Annotated in this window: 15 protein-coding genes; 4 read left to right on the top strand and 11 right to left on the bottom strand. The window is 61.3% G+C overall.

Annotated features, from left to right (window positions below):
• Positions 1-24 precede the first annotated feature (24 nt).
• The gene (locus EDF73_RS10045; RefSeq protein WP_132728763.1) at positions 25-1491 is read left to right on the top strand and encodes a PLP-dependent aminotransferase family protein; all 1467 of its coding nucleotides are present in this window, start codon (positions 25-27) and stop codon (positions 1489-1491) included.
• 102 nt (positions 1492-1593) lie between these two features.
• Here EDF73_RS10045 and EDF73_RS10040 read toward each other — a convergent pair whose 3' ends face one another.
• From EDF73_RS10040 to EDF73_RS10010, 7 genes are read right to left on the bottom strand one after another with little or no spacing between them, the layout of a single operon-like run.
• Complete coding sequence (locus EDF73_RS10040; RefSeq protein ID WP_132728761.1) at positions 1594-2862, bottom strand: Zn-dependent hydrolase; 1269 nt, start codon at positions 2860-2862, stop codon at positions 1594-1596.
• Positions 2852-4036: an amidase gene (locus tag EDF73_RS10035; RefSeq protein WP_132728759.1), complete on the bottom strand. Its 1185-nt coding sequence runs from the start codon at positions 4034-4036 to the stop codon at positions 2852-2854. Before EDF73_RS10035 ends, EDF73_RS10040 begins: the two co-directional genes overlap by 11 nt.
• 21 nt (positions 4037-4057) lie before the next feature.
• Complete coding sequence (locus tag EDF73_RS10030) at positions 4058-5068, bottom strand: ABC transporter ATP-binding protein (protein WP_132728757.1); 1011 nt, start codon at positions 5066-5068, stop codon at positions 4058-4060.
• Complete coding sequence (locus EDF73_RS10025) at positions 5058-6101, bottom strand: ABC transporter ATP-binding protein (RefSeq protein WP_132728755.1); 1044 nt, start codon at positions 6099-6101, stop codon at positions 5058-5060. Before EDF73_RS10025 ends, EDF73_RS10030 begins: the two co-directional genes overlap by 11 nt.
• Positions 6102-6104: 3 nt before the next feature.
• Positions 6105-6998 (bottom strand): ABC transporter permease, encoded by an 894-nt coding sequence (locus tag EDF73_RS10020; RefSeq protein ID WP_132728753.1) that lies wholly within the window; start codon positions 6996-6998, stop codon positions 6105-6107.
• A 2-nt stretch (positions 6999-7000) separates the two neighbouring features.
• Positions 7001-7954 (bottom strand): ABC transporter permease, encoded by a 954-nt coding sequence (locus EDF73_RS10015; protein ID WP_132728751.1) that lies wholly within the window; start codon positions 7952-7954, stop codon positions 7001-7003.
• Positions 7955-7971: 17 nt separating this feature from the next.
• Positions 7972-9636 (bottom strand): ABC transporter substrate-binding protein, encoded by a 1665-nt coding sequence (locus EDF73_RS10010; protein WP_132728749.1) that lies wholly within the window; start codon positions 9634-9636, stop codon positions 7972-7974.
• A gap of 538 nt (positions 9637-10174) precedes the next feature.
• Here EDF73_RS10010 and EDF73_RS10005 point away from each other — a divergent pair.
• Positions 10175-11290: a YbdK family carboxylate-amine ligase gene (locus EDF73_RS10005; protein WP_132728747.1), complete on the top strand. Its 1116-nt coding sequence runs from the start codon at positions 10175-10177 to the stop codon at positions 11288-11290.
• An 83-nt stretch (positions 11291-11373) separates the two neighbouring features.
• Positions 11374-12096 carry a phosphodiester glycosidase family protein gene (locus tag EDF73_RS10000; RefSeq protein WP_165905694.1) on the top strand — a complete coding sequence of 241 codons (723 nt, stop codon included), beginning with the start codon at positions 11374-11376 and terminating at the stop codon, positions 12094-12096.
• Between the two features lie 80 nt (positions 12097-12176).
• Here EDF73_RS10000 and EDF73_RS09995 read toward each other — a convergent pair whose 3' ends face one another.
• Genes EDF73_RS09995 through EDF73_RS09985 form a run of 3 tightly spaced genes read right to left on the bottom strand, consistent with a single transcriptional unit; the run spans position 12177 to position 19135 of the window.
• Positions 12177-15269, bottom strand: coding sequence for an efflux RND transporter permease subunit (locus EDF73_RS09995; protein WP_132728743.1), 3093 nt, complete (start codon positions 15267-15269; stop codon positions 12177-12179).
• Between the two features lie 13 nt (positions 15270-15282).
• The gene (locus EDF73_RS09990) at positions 15283-16362 is read right to left on the bottom strand and encodes an efflux RND transporter periplasmic adaptor subunit (protein ID WP_132728741.1); all 1080 of its coding nucleotides are present in this window, start codon (positions 16360-16362) and stop codon (positions 15283-15285) included.
• A gap of 58 nt (positions 16363-16420) precedes the next feature.
• Positions 16421-19135, bottom strand: coding sequence for a cation-transporting P-type ATPase (locus EDF73_RS09985; RefSeq protein ID WP_132729027.1), 2715 nt, complete (start codon positions 19133-19135; stop codon positions 16421-16423).
• A 510-nt stretch (positions 19136-19645) separates the two neighbouring features.
• Between EDF73_RS09985 and EDF73_RS09980 the strand changes: the two genes are divergently transcribed.
• Positions 19646-19894 carry a DUF1158 domain-containing protein gene (locus tag EDF73_RS09980; RefSeq protein ID WP_132728739.1) on the top strand — a complete coding sequence of 83 codons (249 nt, stop codon included), beginning with the start codon at positions 19646-19648 and terminating at the stop codon, positions 19892-19894.
• Here the strand turns inward: EDF73_RS09980 and EDF73_RS09975 are convergent.
• On the bottom strand, positions 19829-21445 hold the full coding sequence (locus EDF73_RS09975; RefSeq protein ID WP_132728737.1) for an alpha/beta hydrolase-fold protein: 1617 nt from the start codon (positions 21443-21445) through the stop codon (positions 19829-19831). The genes EDF73_RS09980 and EDF73_RS09975 overlap by 66 nt on opposite strands.
• Positions 21446-21451: the final 6 nt, after the last annotated feature.

Here is a 21451-nt window from a genome sequence, read left to right as displayed (position 1 = left end):
GTGTGTTCACGTAAGGAGCCCCGCATGATTCGTCACCTTTTGCACGTCGAGTTCGACCAACGTCGCGGTTTGCAGGAACAGGTGCGGGAGACGTTGGTTAACGCCATTCTGAGCGGTATTTTCGCCGCCGATACGCCGCTCCCCTCCTGCCGCCAGCTGGCCAGCCAGCTGCGGGTGTCGCGCAATACCACGGCGCTGGTGTTTGAGGGTCTGGTCAGCGAAGGCTATCTGATCAGCCGGCCGCGCAGCGGCTACTATCTGCACCCGGATTTTCAACATTCCACGACCGCCGTCGCGGTTCAAAGTGCACCCGATGACCCGAGCGCTGCACCACGCTGGGGCACCCGGCTGCAAATGACCCCCAGTCAGCAGGAGTCGATTCTGAAACCCGCCGGCTGGATGAACTACCGCTATCCGTTTATCTATGGTCAGCCGGATACCCGCCAGTTCCCGTTGACCACCTGGCGTTCCGCGGCCAACTGGCTCCACGGCGGCGTACGCGATCCGGCCTGGGTGGTCGATCATATCGACCAGGACGTGCCGATGCTGATTGAACAGATCCGCACCCGGGTGCTGCCGAAACGCGGTATCGTCGCCGCGGCGGATGAAATTCTGATTACCCTCGGCTCGCAGAATGCGCTGTATCTGCTTACTCGCCTGCTGATGTCGCCCGCCACCCGGGTCGGGGTGGAGAACCCCTGCTTTCGCGAGGCGATCAACACCTTCCTGCTGGCGGACGCCGATATCGTGCCGCATCCGGTGGACGCGGAAGGGATGGTGCTCAACGATACGCCCTGCGATTACTATTACGTGACGCCCGGCCACCAGGTGCCGACCGGCGTAGCGATGAGCCAGGCGCGGCGCGGCCAGCTGCTGGAGCATGCGGCCCGCCACGATGCGGTGATTATTGAAGATGATTACGACTCGGAAAGTAACTTTACGCTCAACCCGCTGCCGGCGCTGAAAGCAAGCGACCGCTGCGGGCGGGTCATTTACGTCAGCAGCCTGTCGAAAGCCCTGTCGCCAGGGCTGCGGCTGGGCTTTATGGTGGCCGACCCGGACCTGATTGATGAGGCGCGGGCGCTGCGGCGGCTGGTTTATCGCCATCCGCCGACCAATATCCAGTACCAGATGGCGCACTTCCTCGCCCAGGGCCATTACGAAACCCATCTGCGGCGCTATCATTACGACTCCGCGCAGCGCTGGGAGCGCCTGAATAGCGCGCTACAAAATTACCTGCCGGAGTGCCGGATTATTCCCGGCAGCGAGCACGCCAACGCCTTCTGGCTGGCGACGCCGGAGCAGATCAATACCCAGCAGCTGACCTGGCGCGCCGCCCACGCCGGGGTGCTGATTGAGCCCGGCGCACGCCATTTTCTCAACGCCACCCCGCCGGATAATTTTTTCCGCATGGGTTTTCACGCCATCAATCCCGATGCGATAGAGCCCGGGGTGGAGGTCCTGTGCCACCAGCTGGCGCAGATGGGATAGCGGCGCGTTGCGCCTTATCCGGACGACCCGCCCCGTGGCCCCTGGAAGCACACTCCGTAGCCCGGCCAGGCGCAACGCCAGCCGGGGGATCCTTTCTCCAGGTTACGCCACCCGCGCGTATTGCAGCATGACCTGCAGCAGCACGTTCGCGCCGGCGGTAACGTGTTCCGGCGAGGCATATTCGATTTCGTTGTGGCTGATCCCATCTTTGCAGGGAATAAAGATCATTCCCGTGGGAGCCAGATAGCTCATATACACCGCATCATGCCCGGCGCCGGAGACAATCTCCCGCGATGGATAGCCAAGCAGTGCCGCCGCGTCGGCAATGGCCTGCCGGCAATCGGGATGAAACGGCGCCGCGGGATAGTGGCTGACCTCGTTCAACTGCACCGTCAGCCCGCTCTCCTGCTGCACGCGGGCGATAAAGGCGCGCAGCTGGCGGTCCATGTCATCCACTGCCGTATCGCTGATATTACGCATATCAATAGAGAACGTCACTTCGCCCGGCACCACGTTGCGGCTGTTCGGATAGACCTGCACCATCCCGACGGTGCCGCGCCCCTCTTCGCTGCCCCCGGCAATCGCCACCACCTCCTGCATAATACGGGTCGCGACCTGCAAAGCGTCCTGGCGCAGGCGCATCGGCGTCGGCCCGGCGTGAGACTCCTGGCCCGTGACCACGCAGTCGTACCAGCGGATGCCTAAAACGCCCTGCACCACGCCGATGATTTGTTGTTCATTTTCCAGGATCGGCCCCTGTTCAATATGGGCCTCAAAGTAGGCGCCGATCGGGTGGTCGCCCGGGGTCTGGCTGCCGATATAGCCAATCCGCGCCAGCTCGTCCCCCACCGTTTTGCCCGCGGCATCCTGCGCGGCATAGATCGTTTCCAGCGGGAAGACGCCGGCAAATACGCCAGAGCCCATCATCACCGGGACAAAACGCGACCCCTCTTCGTTGGTCCAGAACACCACTTCCATCGGCGCCTCGGTCTCAATATGCAGATCGTTAAGCGTGCGCATCACCTCCAGCGCCGCCAGCACGCCGTAGTTGCCGTCAAATTTGCCGCCGGTGGGCTGGGTATCGATGTGGCTACCGGCAACGATCGGCGGCAGCAGCGGATTACGCCCTTCACGGCGCATAAACACATTGCCGATTTTATCGATGGCGACGCTGAGCCCGGCCGCCTGCGCCCAGCCAATCACTAAATCCCGTCCCTGCCTGTCGAGATCGGTAAGGGTCAGGCGACAGCAGCCGCCCTTCGGCGTGGCGCCGATTTCCGCCAGCGTCATCAACGAATCCCATAACCGCTCGCCGTTAATACGCCAGCCGGCGGTTTCTGCAACCGGGGTAAAAAGGACCTCACTGCTCATCTTTGTCTCCTTGTGCGAACGCAACGGCCAGCTCCACCAGCAGACGATCGCTGCCGCGCGGCCCTAAAAATGAAAGCCCCAGCGGCAGGCCGCCGACCTGGGCGACCGGCAGCGTCACCTGCGGCCGCCGGGTCATCACCGAAATCAACAGCAGATCGTGGGCAAGCCGGCGCGTGGACTCAATCTCATCGGCCTGCGCCGTCAGCAGCGGCGCGCCGTCGGGCACGGTCGGCAGCACCAGTACCGCGTCGCCCAACTGCGCCTGCCACCAGGCGCTAAAGGCCTCTCGCTGCTGGCAGGCGGCGTCATATTGCGCGGGGGTCACCGCTTTCCCCCACAGGAACCGCTCACGCACATCCGGCCCCAGCTGTAAGCCATCGCGCTCAATGATCTCGCCCTGCGCCTGCCAGGCCTCATATCCTTGAATCTGACGAAAGGCGAGATAAATCGCCTCACTGTCCGGGAGCGGCGCGTTCAGCGGGGCGATGGCGCCAAAAAAGCGCCCGAGTCGCTGGCAAACCGGCAGCCATGCCTGCTGGCTACGCAGCGGCTGGCGGGCAAAGAGCGCATCATGACTCACCAGCTTCACGGCGGTCACCGCCGGGGGGGAACTGTCCAGCAGGCAATCGGCGACCGCGCGAAAAACCTCCGGCGTGCGGGCGAAGAAGCCGCAGGTATCCATCGTTGCGCACAGCGGCTGACAGCCGTCGAGAGACAGGCGTCCGTGCGTGGGACGCAGGCCGAACAAACCACAGTAGCTGGCCGGCGTGCGCACCGAGCCGCCGGTATCGGTACCGAGCGCAAAATCACACACCGCGTTCGACACCGCCGACGCAGAGCCCGAAGAGGAGCCGCCGGGAATGTGATTCGGCGCGGCGCCATTGCGCGGGGTACCGTAGTGAACATTGTGGCCGCTCATCGAGTAGGCCAGCTCGCTGGTATGGGTTTTGCCGATAAAGCGCGCCCCGTTATCCAGCAGCGTCTGCACCACCGGGGCAGTACGTTGTTTAATGCCGGAGCGCGCCAGAATATGCGGGTTGCCGCCGCCGGTCGGGTAGCCGGCGACGTCAAACAGGTCTTTCACGGCAAAGGTCATCCCGCTCAGCGGCCCGCTCAACGCGTGCACTACCGGATGCGCCGGATAGGGCATAAATGCGTGATTCTCATCCTGCATGCGTATCTCCTCCTTTATTCTTCAGGCGTAAAGCGCCGGGGCGGCGACGGCCGACGTCAGCTCGCGCCAGCGATGGCAGCTCACCACATGACGCGGACCCGCCGCTTCGGTCTGCGGCAGGGTTTGCGTACAGACCGGTCTCGCGTGCGGGCAACGTTCAGCGAAAGCGCAGCCGGCGGGCAGACGGGACAGGTCCGGCGGCGAACCGGGAATGCAGTGCAAGGCATCGCCTTTTTTCAGCCCCTCTTTGGGACGGCTGCCCAGCAGCACCTGGGTATAGGGATGACGGGGACCGGACAAAATATCCGCCATCGCGGCCTCTTCAACGATCCGCCCGGCGTACATCACCGCCACCCGGTCGGCAATCTCCACCGCCGCGCCGATATCATGGGTGACAAAGATAATCGCCAGGCCGCGCTGCTTTTGCTGCTCGCGCAGCAGGATCAAAATCTGGATTTGCACCGTGGCGTCGAGGGCGGTCGTCGGCTCATCCGCCAGCAGCAGCTGCGGATTACACGACAGCGCCAGGGCAATCATTGCCCGCTGGCGCATCCCGCCGGACATCTCATGCGGATAGGCGTCCAGCCGCCGTTCCGGACTGGGGATCCGCACCTGGCGCAGCGCTTCCAGCGCCCGTTCTTTTGCCGCCTGACGCGACAGGCCTTCATGGCGGCGCAGCCCCTCGACGATCTGCTGGCCGACGGTGTACACCGGGTCAAAGGCCAGCAGCGGCTCCTGAAAAATCATCGCACAGCGCGCGCCGCGATAGCGCCGCAGCTGCGAGGCGTTCATGCTCAGCACCTCCTCCTCCCCGACCCGCAGCGTCCCGGAAAGGACGCTGCTTTTTGGCGGATGCAGACGCATCAGCGCCCTCAGGGTGACGCTTTTGCCGGATCCCGACTCGCCGATCAGCGCCATCACCTCCCCTTTGCGGACATCAAAAGAGACGCCGTTAACCGCATTCACCGTCTGTCCATCGCGGCGAAATTCCACCCGCAGATCGCGGATATGTACAAAAGCGTCATGCGACATGGCTCACCTCCTGTACGGCAATGACGCGGTGCCAGGGCGAGGTCGGTTGCGCCATCAGGCAGGCGCTGTGGTGGCCGTCGCCCACGCTCTCCAGCCGGGGTTTCACCTGCGAGCAGACCGCTTTGGCATGCGGGCAGCGGGTGTGAAACCGGCAGCCGGCTGGCGGAGAAATAGGGCTCGGCGGGTCGCCGTTCAGCGGGGAGATCAGGGTCCGATTCTCGGGATCCATCGACGGCATCGAGCTCAGCAGGGCGCGGGTATAGGGGTGAGCCGAGGCGGTGAACAGCTGCTCCGCGGGGCCAATTTCCACCACTTCGCCGAGATACATCACCAGAATGCGATCCGACAGCCAGCGCACCACGTGCAGGTCATGGCTGATAAACACGTAGGTCAGCTCAAGGGTGCGCTTGAGCTCCTGCAGCAGCTGCAGCACCTGCGCCTCCACCGATTTATCCAGCGCCGATACGGCTTCATCAAGGATCACCAGCCGCGGCTTCATCGCCAGGGCGCGGGCGATATTCACGCGCTGGCGCTGGCCGCCGGAGAGCGCATGCGGATAGCGGTGGGCAAAGCGTTCAGGTTCCAGGCCGACGTGGGCGAGCAGGTAGCGCGCGTATTCGCTGGCCTCTTGAGCGCTCACCCCGTGCACGCGCTGGCCGAAGGCGATGCTCTCCTCCATCGTCATACGCGGGTTAAGCGAAGCGTAGCTATCCTGGAACACCATCTGCACCTGGCGGCGATACGCTTTCATCGGCAGGCGCGTTGACCCCACCGCCAGACCGTCAAAGATCAGCTCGCCGCTATCCTGATGCAGCAGCTGCATCAGCAGCCGCGCCGTCGTCGATTTGCCGCACCCCGACTCCCCCACCACGCCCAGCGTTTCCCCTTTCAGCACCGTAAAGCTGACGTTATCCACCGCCTGCACCACTTCACGGCTTTTTGCGCCGCCGGCGCGAAAATATTTCAACAGGTTATTGACCTTCAGCAGCGGCTGGGCCGGCCCTCCGAGATCGACATTGAGAAAAGGTTGCATCGCTTACTCCTTAATCGCCATGGCCGTGCGCAGGCGGTCGGCGAGGATATTGAACGAAATGGAGGTGATAAAAATCATCAGACCGGGTAAGGCCGCCACCCACGGCTGGGTGTAGATGGCCGTGCGTAAGGTGTTGAGCATCAACCCCCATTCCGGCTCCGGCGGGCGCACGCCGAGGCCGAGAAAAGAGAGGCCCGAGGCGAGGATCATGCACACGGAAATCAGCCCGGTAGAGAAGACAAAAATCGGCCCCAGCACGTTGCCGAGAACCTGCACGCGAATAATGGTAAAAGCGCCGGCGCCGGTCGCCCGGGCGGCCTCGATATAGTCCATATGGCGGACCTGGGCGGTGACGCTTTCAGCAATTCGCGCCACCTGCGGCACAAACACCAGCGTCAGCGACAGCAGCGCGTTACCGATCCCCGCCCCCAACGCGCCGGAAAGCGCAATCGCCAGCAGCACCGAAGGGAAGGCATAGAAGACGTCGACGGTACGCATAATCAGGGTATTGGTTTTACCGCCCGCATAGCCGGCAATAATGCCGATGGCGCCGCCGATAAAAAAGGCGAACACCACCGGGACAATCCCCATAAACAGCGACAGCCGGGCGCCGAGAATCAAACGCGAAAGCATGTCGCGCCCCAGCTCATCGGACCCCAGCGGGAAGCCCTCGCTCCCCACGGGCTTGAGGCGTAAAAACATCGATGTCTGATAAGGATCTTTCACTATCAGCCAGGGGCCGAACAGCGCCAGCGCCAGCAAAAACAGAATGAGGGTTCCGACGATCAGACCGCCGGGATCGCGCACTAAGCGGTAAAACACCCCGCGCCAGTAGCCCTGCCGAGGGGGTCGGGTCGGGGAAGCCGGTGCCATTTTCGTCGTCGCGGTATCCACCATGGTCAGCTCCTCTTAATTCGCGGATCGAGGGTGGTTTGCAGAATATCCACCAGCAGATTGAGCAGCACAAAGAACAGCGCCAGCACCCAGATGGTGCCCTGCAGCAGCGGCAGGTCGCGCTGGAAGATGGCGGTATTCAGCAGCAGGCCGGTGCCAGGCCAGGAAAAGACCGTTTCGACGAGGATCGAGCCCCCCATCAAATACCCCACCTGTAGCCCCATCACCGCCAGCGCGGTCGGCGCGGCGTTTTTCACCACGTGCAGGAAGATGCGCGACTCGTTGAGCCCGCGGGCGCGCAGGCCGACAATAAACTCCTGGCTGAGAATATCGGCCACCTGCGACCGCACCGTGCGGGCAATAATCCCGGTCGGGATCACCGACAGCGTAATCGCCGGCAGCAGCATAAACTGCAGATGCTGCTGGTCCCATTGCCAGCCGCCGCCGCCAATCGGCCCACCGCCGGTGGCCGGCAACAGAGCAAATTTGACGCTGAAGACGATGACCAACAGCATACCCAGCCAATAGTGCGGCACGCTGACGCCAAAGACCGACAGTAGCGAAGCCAGACGGTCAATGATGCTGTTGCGAAAGTAGCCGGCGACGAAGCCAAACAGGCTGCCCAGTACAAAGCCGATGATGGTTGCCAGCAGCGCCAGGCGCAGCGAGTAGCTGACGGCGGTCATCACCTCGTCGATCACCGGCCGTCCGGTCGCCACCGACATCCCCAGATCGCCGTGCAGCGCCCGCCACAGCCAGTGTACAAACTGCAGCGGCAGCGGTTTATCGAAGCCATAGGCCTGCATTAACGTCTGACGCAGCGCTTCGGAGGCGTCCGGCGGCATCACCGAGACCAGCGGATCGCCCGGCGCAATCTGCACCAGCATAAAACAGATCAGCGCCACCCCGAGCATCGTGGGAATGGCCAGCAGAATGCGGTATAGCAGCGTATTGATCATCTTTTTCCCCTGGGTGATTACTCTTTCTTGCTCACCAGACTGAGATCGATAAACCAGCTCTGCGGCTGCACCACGCCGGTCACCGCAGGCGAGATGGCGCGCGGCCCGACATCATGAGCGACAAACAGGAACGGGACCTGATCCACCAGCGCCGCGTGCAGTTCCCCGGCGGCTTTATCCATCTCCGCCGGGGTAAAGGCGTGCTTCACCGCCGTCGCCAGCTTTTCCGTCTCCGGCGTCGAGAAGTAACCCCAGTTGGTGGCGACCGGCGGGAAGGCTTTGGCCGTCGAGAAGCGGATCATGCCAAAGTAAGGATCGTTGACCGCGGCGCTGACGTTGATCGCATCGATCCCCTTCGCCGAGGGATCTTTTGCCCCAAGACGCCAGTTGGTGAACAGGGTGTTCCATTCCGTCACTTTGATATCGACATTAAAGAAGCAGCTTTTCAGGCTCTGCTGGATATATTCGTTCATCGGCAGCGGCTGCATCTGCCCGGAGCCGGAGGCGGAGGTCGCGACCGTCACGTGCAGCGGTTTTGCGGCGCTAAATCCGGCTTCGCTCATCAGCTTGCGGGCGGTATCCGGGTCATATTTGATCTGGAAAGTGGGTTTGCCGCGCCACGGGCTGTCGGCTTCATACACGCCGGTCGCCTCGGTCATATAGCCGCCGAGATAGCTTTTGAGCTCGGCGCGGTTAAGACACAGGTTGGCGGCCTGGCGCACGCGAATATCTTTCCACGGCGAGCCCTCTTCAAAGGAGAATTGCCACGGCCACAGATGCGGCTGGGTATTGGCGTAAATTTTAAAGCCCTGGGCTTTAATCTGATCGACCGAGTCCGGCGCCGGGGCCTCAATCCAGTCCACCTGTTTTGAAAGCAGCGCGGCGGTGCGGGCGTTCGCTTCCGGCAGCGGGATCAGCACCACTTTATCGACGCGTGGAATACGCTTTTTATTCCAGTAATCGGGGTTTTTATCGAGAATAAGCTGCTGACGTGGGACCAGCTTTTCCATTTTGAACGGGCCGCTGCCCACCGCATGCGCGGCGAACTCCGTCCACGCCTGCTTACCGCGTGCCGCCGCGTCGCCGGTGGCGGCCGGTACCGCGTCATACAGCTTCTGCCACGCCGTCGGCGAGACGATAAACAGGTTGGTGATGTTGTACGGCAGCAGCGCGTCCGGCTCGGAGGTGGTGAGCGCCACCGTACGATCGTCGATCTTTTCCGCGCCGGTCAGGGTGGGCATCCGCGAGAGGGTGTTGCCAATTTGCCCTGGCGCGTATTGCGGCGCATTTTTATTGAGCACCTTGTCGACGTTCCAGACGATGGCCTCGGCGTTCACCTCGCTGCCATCATGAAACTTCACTCCGGGACGGAGGGTAAAAATCCAGCGACTTTGATTCTGCGGGTCAACGTGCCACTCCGTCGCCAGGCCCGGAACCAGGCCACTGGGCTTTTCGCCCTGTGAAAGATCCCACTCGACCAGCGCATCGTACAGCGGGATACCGGTAAAGCGGTTGCCTTCATACCCCTGATCGGGCTGCCCAAGCGTCAGGGGAATATCGGCGGCGGTCATCGCGATCCGCAGGGTGGAGGCATTGGCCTGTAGGGAGGCAAATAGCGCCAACGCGCCGCTCACAGCAACGGCGAGATGACGTTTGCGTAAAAGTACGGTGTTATTTAGCATCACATTGTCCCTGTTAAATAAAAGTCGTTATTTAACAGGCAAGATGCATACCAGTTTATCAACGCTAAAAATAAGTGTTAAAGCGCTTATAAAATAAGCACAGCCTATTATATCCAAATGATTTTAATTGAAAAAATAAACAAACCTTATCTTAGCGCACCACCAGGGTGAAACAGGTTGCAGAATTGCACCAGGCTATTTATTGGCGCACCGCAAAGCCCGATAATAATAACGTAGCGTCACTTTATATAAATTAATCTGCTCATTTTCGTACCATTATCCGCCCCGGGCGATCCCAACTATACTTCGTTTATACCCTAAATCATTCGAGTTGCGGGAAGGCGGCGACGCAGGGAGTCCGCAGGAGCGGGCTCCAGTAAGCGACGGGAGTCTGCGGCAAATCTGTCCGCAACAGATTTGAACGCCGCGTCGCGGCGGTCCGTAAGGGCGAGGCTCATGGATGAGCCGGGTAACAAAGCCAACCCGCATACCACTTAAGGTATGACGGGGATATCGCGATAATCATCCGGGAGTTACCATGCCATTACCCGACTTTCACCGTTCCGATCCCTTCACCCTGGGGATTGAACTGGAGCTGCAGGTGGTCAACCCGCCGGGATACGACCTGAGCCAGGACTCTTCGCTGCTTATCGACGACGTGAAGGCCGGGCTCAGCGTCGGTGAGGCTAAACATGACATCACCGAAAGCATGCTGGAAATCGCCACCGGGGTTTGTCGAGATATCCACCAGGCCGCGGCGCAGCTGGGCACCCTCCAGCAGGCGGTTTTACACGCTGCCGCCCGGCACCATCTGCAAATCTGCGGCGGCGGAACCCACCCCTTCCAGACCTGGCAGCGCCAGCAGATCAGCGATAATCCGCGCTATCTGAAAACCGTGGAGCACTTCGGCTACCTGGCGCAACAGGCCACGATATTCGGCCAGCACGTCCACGTCGGCTGCCAGAATGGCGATGAGGCGATCTATCTTTTGCATGGCCTGTCGCGCTTCGTCCCGCACTGTATTGCGCTCAATGCGGCATCACCGTGGCTCGACGGCGCCGACAGCGGTTTTGCCTGTTCGCGCCTGAATCTGTTTGCCGCTTATCCTGACAACGGGCCGATGCCGTGGGTCAACAGCTGGCAGGAGTTTACCCGCCTGTTTCGCCGCCTCAGCTATACCAGCATGATCGACAGTATGAAGGATCTGCACTGGGATATTCGCCCCAGCCCGCGCTTTGGCACCGTGGAAGTACGGGTGATGGATACTCCGCTCACTCTCGCTCAGGCGGTCAATATCGCCGGCTTCATCCAGACGCTTGCCTGCTGGCTGCTGACGGAGAGGCCGTTTAAACCTCACCCCGATGACTACCTGCTTTATCCTTTCAACCGCTACCAGGCCTGTCGCTACGGGCTGGAGGGCATTAATACGGATGTGCACAGCGGCGAGCAGCGTCAGCTTCGCGAGGAGATTTTGCAGCTAATCCCCCGCATCATGCCCTACGCCGACACGCTCAATGCCGCCAGCGCCCTTGAGGCGATCGCGCGCCAGCTGCAGCAGGAGAAGAGCGAAGCCCGACAGATGCGCGAGTTTGTCGCCGGCGGCGGCTCGCTGATCGGCCTGGTGCGGAAACACTGCGAAATCTGGGCAGCGTAGTCGGGCAAAAAGGTATACTGCGGGCAATATTGATTTCGCCGCCCCGCTTCTGTTTGCGGCCCATCAGGAACGTTCTCATGACCTTGCGCCTTTCGCCGCTGCTGCCCGCGCTGCTGCTCCCCCTGTCCGCACTGGCCGGCGGGAAATGTACCCTCACCGACCCGTCGCTGACGCTACAAAGCTATACCGTCAATCCGCAGCGCGAGCGCATCGTGATGTACTGGCAAAAGGAAGACGGCAAGGCCTGGGGTTCGCTGCGCGCGCTGCTGAGTGATATCAATCAGAAGGGGCGCGTACAGATGGCAATGAACGGCGGGATTTACGATAAGGCCTACGAGCCGCTGGGGCTGTATATCGAAAAGGGCGAGCAAAAGGTGGCGCTTAATCGCGCCTCCGGCGGCGGCAACTTTTTTATTCGCCCCGGCGGAGTGTTTTATCTTCAGGGCCAGCGGGCGGGGATCGTCCGTATCGACAAATTCAAGCGCACGCCGGAGATGGATTACGCCGTGCAGTCCGGGCCGATGCTCATTGAAAATGGCGCCATCAACTGGCGGCTGAAACCCTCGGCCAGTTCGCGCAAGCTGCGCAATGCCGTCGGCATCACCCGCCAGGGCCAGGTGATATTTATGCTCAGCGCGCGCGAAACCAACTTCTACGACTTCGCCTGCTACGCGCAGGCGAAGCTTAACGTCCGGCAGATGCTCTATCTCGATGGCACCCTTTCAAAGATGTACCACAAAGGCGGCGGCGTACCGTGGCAGTATCACCCGTTCGTCACCATGATTGCGGTGGAGACGAAACAGTAAATGAACCCACCCCGGTCAGAACACCCGGGCCGCGGCGTCAACGCCTGACTCCGGGCGGCACAACGCCAGCCACGGAGAACCTATATCCGGCGATGGCCCCACTCGCGTAAACGCTGGAACAGCACGAACAGCGACGGAATAAACACAATACCAATCACCGTCGCCACCAGCATGCCGCTGAACACCGTGGTGCCGATAATCCGCCGGCTCTGCGCCCCGGCGCCGGTGGCGAGCATCATCGGCAGAATGCCGATGATAAAGGAGACCGCGGTCATCAGCACCGCGCGAAAACGTCGGGTCGCCCCTTCGCGGGCGGCATCCGTAATCGACAGCCCCTCTTCGCGCCTGGTTCTGGCGAACTCGACGATCAAGATCGCATTCTTCGCCGCCAGGGCGATCAGCAACACCAGGCCAATCTGCACGTACACATCGTTGGCGTAACCGGTCCACCAGAGCCACAGCAGCGAGCCGCCGATCGCGAACAGCACCGACAGCATCACGCTGGCCGGCAGCGTCCAGCTTTCATACTGCGCGACGAGGAACAGCCACGCCATCGCCACCGCCGCCAGCACAATCCACATCGCCTGGTTGCCGGTCTGCTGCTCCTGCCATGAGATCCCGCTCCACGCATAGTCATACCCGGCAGGCAAATTCGCCAGCAGAATGTGCTCCATCGCGGCCATTGCCGTACGGCTGCTGACGCCTTGCGCCGCGGAGCCGCTTACCGACACCGACGGAAACTGGTTGTACTGCTGGATAAACGGCGCCCCGACGGTGGGGGTGATGGTCACCAGATTACTCAGGCGCACCCGCTCGCCGTGATTGCTGCGCACATACAGCTCGCCAATCTGCGCCGCCCGCTCGCGCCACTGCATCTCGTTTTGCATCACCACATGGTAGACCCGGTTATTGATGCTAAAATCGCCGGCGCGGGTGCCGCCAAACGCCGTTTGCAGGCTGCTGAAAATCCGCGATACCGGCACGTCCAGCCGCGCCGCCTGATCACGGTCGACGCTAAGCGTCAGCTGCGGGACGTTGCTGCTCCAGGTGGTAAATACCTGGCTCAGCTGCGGATGCTGGTTGGCCCTCTGCAGCACCTGCCGCGTCACCTGTTCCAGCTCCGCTGAAGATTGCCCGGCCTGCGCCAGGATGCGCAGGTTAAAGCCCGAGGCGTTGCCCAGCCCGGGCAGCGTCGGCGGCGCAAAGGCCATAATGTTCGCTTCCGGCAGCCCCAACAGCTGGCCCTGCAGTTTACCCATCACCTCATCCAGCGGCGGCCGCAGATGCCAGTCCTTCAGCATCACCGAAATAAAGCCGCCGTTGGCGGCGCTGGTGCCGTTGAGGATATTAAAGCCCGATACCTGAATCACATCCTCCACCGCCGGGTTAGCCAGCAGCAATGTACGCGCCTGGGCCATAACCGCTTCGGTGCGCTCCAGCGACGCCGCCTCCGGCAGCTGCACGCTGGCAAAGAAATAGCCCTGATCTTCCTGCGGCAAAAAGCCCCGCGGCATGGTACTAAAGCTGAACGCCACCAGCCCGGCAGCGGCGACCGTCGCCAGCAGCGCCAGCCACGGACGGCGATTCATCCGCCCGACGAGCGCGCCATAGCCGTTGCGCAGGCGATCCAGCCCCTGATTAAACACCCGCCAGATAGCGGCCGGCTGCGCCGGTCGCGGGCGCAGCAATAGCGCGCACAGCGCCGGGGTCAACGTTAACGCCACAATGCTCGACAGGGTCACGGCGGTTGACAAGGTCACGGCAAACTGACGATACAGTTCGCCGACAATCCCCGGCAGCAGCGCCACCGGCACAAATACCGCCAGCAGCACCAGCGTGGTGGCGATAACCGGCCCGGCGATCTGCCGTAATGCCTGGCCGGTGGCCGCCACACGGTCCAGACCTTCCGCCAGATGGGTTTCAACGCTCTCGACCACCACGATGGCGTCATCCACCACCATGGTCAGGGCGAGAATAATGGCAAACAGACTCAAGGTATTGGCGCTATAGCCCAGCAGATAAAGCACGGCAAAGCTGCCGATCAGCGACACCGGGATCGCCAGGGCGACAATCAGCGTCGCCCGCCAGCTCTGGAGGAATAGCGAGACCACCACCACCACCGCCAGCAGGGTCAACACCAGCGAAACGCCAATTTCTTTGATCGTCGCCGCCACAAAGCGGGTGGTATCGAATTTTACCTCCCAGGTCAGATCCGCCGGGAAGCGGCTATGCAAACGCGTCAGTTCGGCGCGTACCGCACTGGCGACCTGCAGGGCGTTGGCGGTGGGCGTCGGATAGATGCCGAGATAAGCGGAGTCTCTACCGTTCAGCTGGGCGCCGGAGCTGTAGCTGCGCGCACCGAGCTCGATGGTCGCCACTTCAGAGAGACGGACTAACTGGCCGCGTTCGCCGCTGCGGATAACAACCTGAGCGAAGCTCTCCGCATCACTCAGGCGGCCCAAACCGTTTATGGTCAGCGTCTGCTGCTGGCCATTGAACACCGGCGGCGTCCCCACCTGCCCGGCCGCCCCCTGCACGTTCTGCTCGCGCAGCGCCTGGGATATATCATCGGTGGTGATGTTCAGCGCATTCATGCGATCCGGCCGCAGCCAGATCCGCATGCTGTAATCGCGGGCGCCGAACATCTGCACCTCGCCCACGCCAGGCAGACGGGCCAGCGCCTCGCGGACCTGGGTGCTGGCGTAGTTGCTGACGAACAGCGGCGAGAGCGTCTCCAGCGGCGAATAAAGGCTGACGCCCATCAGCAGGTTGCTCGCCCGCTTGCGCACCTGCACGCCGTTCTGCTGCGCCTCGGCCGGAAGCTGCGCCACCGCCTGGGAGATGCGGTTTTGCACGTCAATCGCCGCCAGATCGGCATCGGTACCTGCCGCAAAGGTCAGGCTCAGGCTGTAGGCCCCCTCATCGGAACTGGTGGACTCCATATACAGCATATGATCAACGCCGTTGAGCTGGGTTTCCAGCGGCGCGGCGATGGCCTCCGCGACGTCCGCCGCGCTGGCGCCCGGCCAGCTGGCGCTGACATTGACCACCGGCGGCGTAATTTGCGGATATTGCTCGACCGGAATCAGCTTCAGCGCCAGCGCGCCGATAAAGGTTATCAGCAGGGCAATCACCATCGCAAAACGCGGGCGACGAATAAAAAACGTCAGCATCCCCTCTCCTTCCTTATTTCAGCAGCTGAACGGCTACGCCGTCACGCAGGCGCTGGGCGCCTTCCGTCACCACGCGCTCGCCCGCTTGCAAACCATCCGCCACGACAAACTGCTGCCCCTGCTGCCCGTTGAGGGTAACGCGGCGCAGCGCGGCGGTATTGTCCTGCGACACCACCCAGCTATAGAACCCCTGCGCATCCTGCTGGACGGCGGCGGCCGGGATCATCAGGCTCTCCTGCCGCTGCCGCGGGCGGAAGATCACCGGTACGCTACCGCCCGGCAGCAGGCGATGCTGCGGGTTGGCGAATTCGGCGCGCAGCACCACGCTGGCGGTGCGGGCGTCAATCCGGTTATCTACCGAAGTCAGCCGCCCCTCTTCCCACTGGCCGTTGGGCGCAATCTGCGCCAGCCACGCCTGCTTCAGCGCGCTGATATCGGCATGCTGCCCGGCTTTGCTGTAAAAAGCGGCCTCATCTAATGCGAAAGAGACGCGTATGGGATCAAGCTGCACAATATCCACCAGCGTGCCGCTACCCGGCCCCACCAGGCTGCCGACGTGAAAACGGCTGTGGCCGATGCGCCCGCTCACCGGCGAATCGATACCGGTGTAATCGAGGGTGATTTGCTGCGCCGTAACGCGCGCCTTCGCCTGCTCAACGGCGGCGGCGGCGACATCGCGCTGCATCTGCGCGGTATCGACATCGTTGCGGCTGATGGAGTGGTTATTTTTCAGCTGCTGGTAGCGGTTCAGCAGTTGTTGAGCCTGACGCAGCGACGCCTGAGCGCTTTTGAGTTCGGCCTTCGCCAGCGCCAGCGCGGCGCGGGGCTGGGCGTCATCAAGGGTAAACAGCCGTTCACCCTTCCTGACGTATTGCCCGTCGTGGAAATGGCGCTGCAGGATCGTACCTTCGGTACGGGCGCGGATCTCCACTTCATGAATGGCTTCAATGCGGCCGGGGAGGCGATGCTCCTCAGCGTGCGGCAGCAGCTGGACCGCAGCGGCGCGTACCGCAACGGCGGGAGCGGCGGCGGCCGTCAGGGCGCAGCCTGCCAGGCCAACGGTCAGAAAGACCAGACGCAGAATGTTTCTCATCGGGATTCCTTGCTGGGATGGCTGCATCCCTCCCCGACGGAGAGGGATGCAGGAAGGGTCAGACAGCTTTACGTAACGGACGGGTCAGACGTTTCTCAACTTCCACCACCAGGAACATCACGACGCCAATCGCCAGGGTAATAAACCAGTAGCGCAGCGGCAGGGATGCGGTGCCGAACATGGTCTGCATAAACGGCAGGTAGATAATCGCCAGTTGCAGAAGCAGGAGCACGCCGCTGACCAGCCAGATACCTTTGTTACGCAGCAGGCCGCGATTCAAAGAGAAGCTCTCGCTGCTGCGGCAGTTAATCATGTACACCCACTGGGCGGTCACCAGCATCTGCAGCAGCACGGTGCGGATAAACTCGGCGCTGTGGCCGCGTGGCGCCAGCCAGGCCTCAAGCATAAAGGCGGCGACGGCAATCATGGTCCCGACGAACGCCACGCGCCAGACGGCGAAGGCATCCATCACGTGCTGGCCGGTTTTACGCGGCGGCCGGTGCATCACATTGCGCTCAGCGGCTTCAAAAGCCAGACCGAAGGAGAGCGTGGCGGAGGTTGCCATGTTCATCCACAGAATCAACACCGGCGTCAGCGGGATGATATTCCCCGCCAGCAGGGCAATGATAATCAGCAGCCCCTGCGCCAGGTTGGTGGGCATAATAAACAGGATCGTTTTCTTCAGGTTGTCGTATACGCGACGCCCCTCTTTCACCGAGCTGGCGATGGTGGCGAAGTTGTCATCCGTCAGCACCATATCGGCCGCCTCTTTGGTCACTTCGGTGCCTTTGATCCCCATGGCGATGCCCACGTCAGCCTGACGGAGCGCCGGGGCGTCGTTAACGCCGTCGCCGGTCATCCCGACGATTTCGCCGCTCTCCTGCAGCGCTTTGACCAGACGCAGCTTATGCTCCGGGCTGGTGCGGGCAAAAATATCGTATGCAACCGCCGCTTTCGCCAGCTCAGCATCATCCATGTGCTCCAGCTGATAGCCGGTCATCGCCTGGCTGCTGTTGGTGATCCCCAGCATCTGGCCGATGCTCATCGCCGTCTGCGGGTGATCGCCGGTGATCATCTTCACGCGGATCCCCGCGGTCTGGCAGGCGTGGATAGCGTCAATGGCTTCAGGGCGCGGCGGATCCATCATCCCGGCGATGCCGAGGAATACCAGGCCCTCACGCAGATCGTCATGGGTCAGCTCGGTACGCCCGGCGTCGGCCGGTTTACTGGCGGCGGCGACCATTCGCAGCCCCTGGCTGGCGAAGCGCGATATCTGCTCCTCCCAGTACTGGCGCTCGAACGGCGCCGCCCCCTGTTTCGTCATCTGCTGGCGGCACATCGTGAAAATGACGTCCGGCGCCCCGGTAATCAGCACGCGCTCTTCGCCGGCGATGTCCTGGTGCGTCGCCATATACTTGTACTGTGAGTCGAACGGAATTTTGGCTACCAGCCGGGTCGCCACCGGCGGCAGTTTGGCTTTCGCCGCCAGCACTTTTAATGCCCCTTCGGTCGGGCCGCCGGTGATCCCCCACAGGCCGCGCTCGTCCTGCACCAGCTGGCTGTCGTTGCACAGGTCGATGGTCCGCAGCCAGCTTTCCAGCACGCTTCCCGCTTTAATCTGTACCGGCTCATCGCTGCCTTCCAGACAAATGTTGCCCTGCGGCTCGTAGCTGTCCCCTTCGACGCGGTAGCAGCAGTCGGCGGTAATAATCGCTTTGACCGTCATTTCGTTCATCGTCAGGGTACCGGTTTTATCCGAGCACACCACGGTCATTGCCCCCAGCGTCTCTACCGTCGGCAGCTTGCGGATGATGGCTCGTTTACGCGCCATCGCCTGCACCCCGAAGGAGAGAATAATGGAGATAATCGCCGGCAGACCTTCCGGGACCGCGGCGACCGCGAGGCTAATCAGCGACAGCAGCAGCTCCCCCATTGGAATATCGCGCAGCGCCAGGCTGAAGGCGAACAGCGCGGCCATCATGGCGAGGATAATGGCGAAAATCGCCTTCCCCAGCTTATCCATCTGCACCAGCAGCGGGGTGCGATGCTTCTCAATCCCCGACATCATCTGGTTGATGTGCCCGAGCTCGGTATCCTGCCCGGTCTCCGTCACCACGCCAACGCCGCCGCCGGCGCTAATGGTGGTGCCGGAAAAGACCATGTTAGTGCGGTCGCCCAGCGGCAGTTCCCCCTGCAGCGCGGCGGTCATTTTATCGACGACCGTCGACTCCCCCGTCAGGATCGCCTCTTCCACCCGCAGGTTGTGCGTTTCAATCAGGCGCATATCCGCCGGTACGCGGTCGCCGGCGCGCAGAATGACGATATCTCCCGGTACCAGATCGCGGGTGGGGAGGGTCTCGTGTTTGCCGTTGCGCTGTACTCGCGCGTTGCTGGAAAGCATGTTGCGGATGCCCTGCAGGGATTTTTCGGCGTTACTTTCCTGGACGTGGCCGATCAGAGCGTTAATTACCGTCACGCCAAGAATGACCAGGGTATCCACCCAGTGGCCCATCACCGCGGTCAGCGCCGCCGCTGCCAGCAGGACAAAAATCAGGACATCATTAAAATGGGCCAGAAAACGCAGCCAGGCCGGCCGACTTTTCTTTTCCGGCAGAGCGTTAGGCCCACAGGATTTCAGGCGTTCAGCGGCCTCGGCAGAGCTCAGCCCGTCGACGCGGCTCTGTTTCTGCGCCAGCACCGCTTCAACGGTCTGTCGATAGGCCGGCGACGACGCGGCGGCGACGGCTGGAGGGGTATTATGTGGGTTTATCATTTTGGTCAAAATAAAGTTTCCTTTTAAATTCCGTGAGTCGGAAAGCCTGAAATCATTTCTGGCCAATGAATGAATATGATTTTATTTAGCGCGATAAAAATTGATCTAAAACAATTTTCAACCTCTCGCAATATTTAAAATCTGTGATAAGTTAATTCTGAGAACAACTATTGCAGAATATTAATAAACATAAATTAAACGAGGTCGATTATGTTTGGAATCTATCGCGGACGCCGGCTGGCGCTGTACATACTGCTCGCTATCGGTATTGCCACTTTAGTAGGATATAGTACTTATAGTTTTGTAAAGTTCATGATTTAATTATGACATTAACTGACGTTATATTGTCATTAACTTAATCACAAATAATACCAAAAAGATTAACAAGGGAATGGGAACATATAATATCAGGGTAATGACTAATGACGGAAAACAATAACGCAGGAAAGTATATTGCGTTAAATGTCCTTTTCCCGGACAATATGTTTTTTAACTGATGATTAACAAGTAATGAAACATCCGCTCGAAACGCTGATCTCTGCCGCCGGCATTTTATTGCTGGCCCTGATCTCTTGTTTGCTGCTGCCAGCGCCTTCCCTTGGGCTGACGCTGGCGCAAAAACTGGTTGATACCTTCCATCTGATGGATCTCAACCAGTTTTATACCCTGCTCTTCTGCCTGTGGTTCCTGGCGCTAGGTGCGATTGAATATGTGCTGCTGCGCTGGGTCTGGCGTCGTTGGTTTTCCCTTGAGCGTTAAGCCGGTAAAATCGCGCATCCCTGCGACCAGCGCCTCGCACCAGGCGGCGTAGTCGTGGCCGCTGGAGGAGGGGTGGAAGCTGACGCGATAGCCTTTATCGCGTAGCACCCGTTCAAACTCAAGGGTATTACGATAAATTCCGCCGTCGGGCCCCGAGGTCTCGAACCTGCCCGCCTGCAGCCAGAAACGCAGCGGATAGCGCGGCGACTTCTGATACTGCCGCGTCAGCCAGCTGGCCTCTTCGCCCTGGGGAGCCCACCAGTAGGACCCCGACAGGCTAAGGACGTTGGCAAACTGACGCGGATAGCGCAGCGCCACCCACGATGCGGCCAACCCGCCATAGCTGGAGCCCGCGACGACGGTTTTTTGCCGGGTTAAATTCAGCCCCTGCTGGCGCAGCCACGGCAGCAGTTCATGCGCCATAAAGTCGGCAAAGAAGGGATTTGGCGGCAGCTCTTTCGCCCGTCGCGGGTGATCGAGGCTATCGATAAACACCACGTTAACCGGCGGCAGGAGATGATTGGGGATCAGGCCGTCCAGCACGTTGGCGAAGTGGTATTCATCCTGATAGGTTTTGCCATCGAACAGCATTAAGGTCCAGCGCGCGGGCTGCGACAAACGCGGGCGATAGATCATCACTTCCCGGGTATTGTGCAAAAAGTCGCTGTGCAGCTGATGCCGGGTCAAAGTGCCATAACGCAGCGGCTGCGCCATGCGCTGCGGCGTGCAGTACCGCGCAGGATTGAGCGCCAGCAGCGAATAGCGGTTCCAGCGATCGCTGGCGCGGTTAACGCTCTGCGGATTCAGCGGATCGGCCTGGGCGCTGACCAGAATCGCCCGCCGCTGTTCGCGGCCGTTTCCCTCGATCAGCGGTACGTCCGGCGCCAGTTTGTACTGCATCAGGGTATCTGCCGGCACCACATAGCTGCGAAACCAGACATCAGAATGAGCGAGGCGAAACAGCGGGTCGTGATCGCCCGCCGGTGAACCAAGAATAAAGACATTCTGACTCGCGCCGCGCCACAGGAAGGTGACCCGCTTGTGGCCCGCATCCACCGCTTCGACCATCGGCGTCCCCTCCTGTTCACGCTCCCGCCAGAAGCTCGCCGTCGAACCGCCCGCCGCCAGCTCTTGCGTCAGCTGCTGCAGGCGGGGACTGACCGGATCCAGCGCCTGGTTTTTGGCCAGCGCGGTGGTCTCTTTCATCCGCCAGCGGAAACGCCAGCTCGCCCCCTCCTCACCGTGCAGCACCAGCGCCGATGACCGGTTTACCGGCAGAGAAAACAGCAGCGTCTGTTCCCCGTCCGGCGGCCCACCCGCCAGCAGGGTACGCAGGCGACGGTTGTTTTCATCCAGCAGCCGGGCATCCGTGACGCCGGAAATCGTCGCCGTGACGTAGTTCTCGCCCAATGTCGGCAGGTCAAAACAGACCTCTCCGCTGGCATCGAATCGTCCCTGTAGCTCCCCCTGCAGCGAGGGAGACTCGCAGTTCATTGCTGCTGCCGGTAGCGTACTCATGCCCATCAGCAGACCACTCCATGCCGTCTTCATTGCCTG

The organism is Klebsiella sp. BIGb0138, assembly GCF_004342285.1.
Taxonomy (GTDB): Bacteria; Pseudomonadota; Gammaproteobacteria; order Enterobacterales; family Enterobacteriaceae; genus Klebsiella.
Note: the sequence above shows the minus strand (reverse complement) of the source record. Positions and strands in the feature narration are given on the sequence as shown.

What these genes read in the sequence shown, in the direction of transcription:
- EDF73_RS10020 (WP_132728753.1), bottom strand. Translation starts at nt 6,998, where the DNA reads ATGGTGGATACCGCGACGACGAAAATGGCACCGGCTTCCCCGACCCGA.
- EDF73_RS10030 (WP_132728757.1), bottom strand. Translation starts at nt 5,068, where the DNA reads ATGTCGCATGACGCTTTTGTACATATCCGCGATCTGCGGGTGGAATTT.
- EDF73_RS10015 (WP_132728751.1), bottom strand. Translation starts at nt 7,954, where the DNA reads ATGATCAATACGCTGCTATACCGCATTCTGCTGGCCATTCCCACGATG.
- EDF73_RS10005 (WP_132728747.1), top strand. Translation starts at nt 10,175, where the DNA reads ATGCCATTACCCGACTTTCACCGTTCCGATCCCTTCACCCTGGGGATT.
- EDF73_RS09995 (WP_132728743.1), bottom strand. Translation starts at nt 15,269, where the DNA reads ATGCTGACGTTTTTTATTCGTCGCCCGCGTTTTGCGATGGTGATTGCC.
- EDF73_RS09985 (WP_132729027.1), bottom strand. Translation starts at nt 19,135, where the DNA reads ATGATAAACCCACATAATACCCCTCCAGCCGTCGCCGCCGCGTCGTCG.
- EDF73_RS10010 (WP_132728749.1), bottom strand. Translation starts at nt 9,636, where the DNA reads ATGCTAAATAACACCGTACTTTTACGCAAACGTCATCTCGCCGTTGCT.
- EDF73_RS09980 (WP_132728739.1), top strand. Translation starts at nt 19,646, where the DNA reads ATGAAACATCCGCTCGAAACGCTGATCTCTGCCGCCGGCATTTTATTG.
- EDF73_RS10035 (WP_132728759.1), bottom strand. Translation starts at nt 4,036, where the DNA reads ATGCAGGATGAGAATCACGCATTTATGCCCTATCCGGCGCATCCGGTA.
- EDF73_RS10045 (WP_132728763.1), top strand. Translation starts at nt 25, where the DNA reads ATGATTCGTCACCTTTTGCACGTCGAGTTCGACCAACGTCGCGGTTTG.
- EDF73_RS10025 (WP_132728755.1), bottom strand. Translation starts at nt 6,101, where the DNA reads ATGCAACCTTTTCTCAATGTCGATCTCGGAGGGCCGGCCCAGCCGCTG.
- EDF73_RS09975 (WP_132728737.1), bottom strand. Translation starts at nt 21,445, where the DNA reads ATGAAGACGGCATGGAGTGGTCTGCTGATGGGCATGAGTACGCTACCG.
- EDF73_RS10040 (WP_132728761.1), bottom strand. Translation starts at nt 2,862, where the DNA reads ATGAGCAGTGAGGTCCTTTTTACCCCGGTTGCAGAAACCGCCGGCTGG.
- EDF73_RS09990 (WP_132728741.1), bottom strand. Translation starts at nt 16,362, where the DNA reads ATGAGAAACATTCTGCGTCTGGTCTTTCTGACCGTTGGCCTGGCAGGC.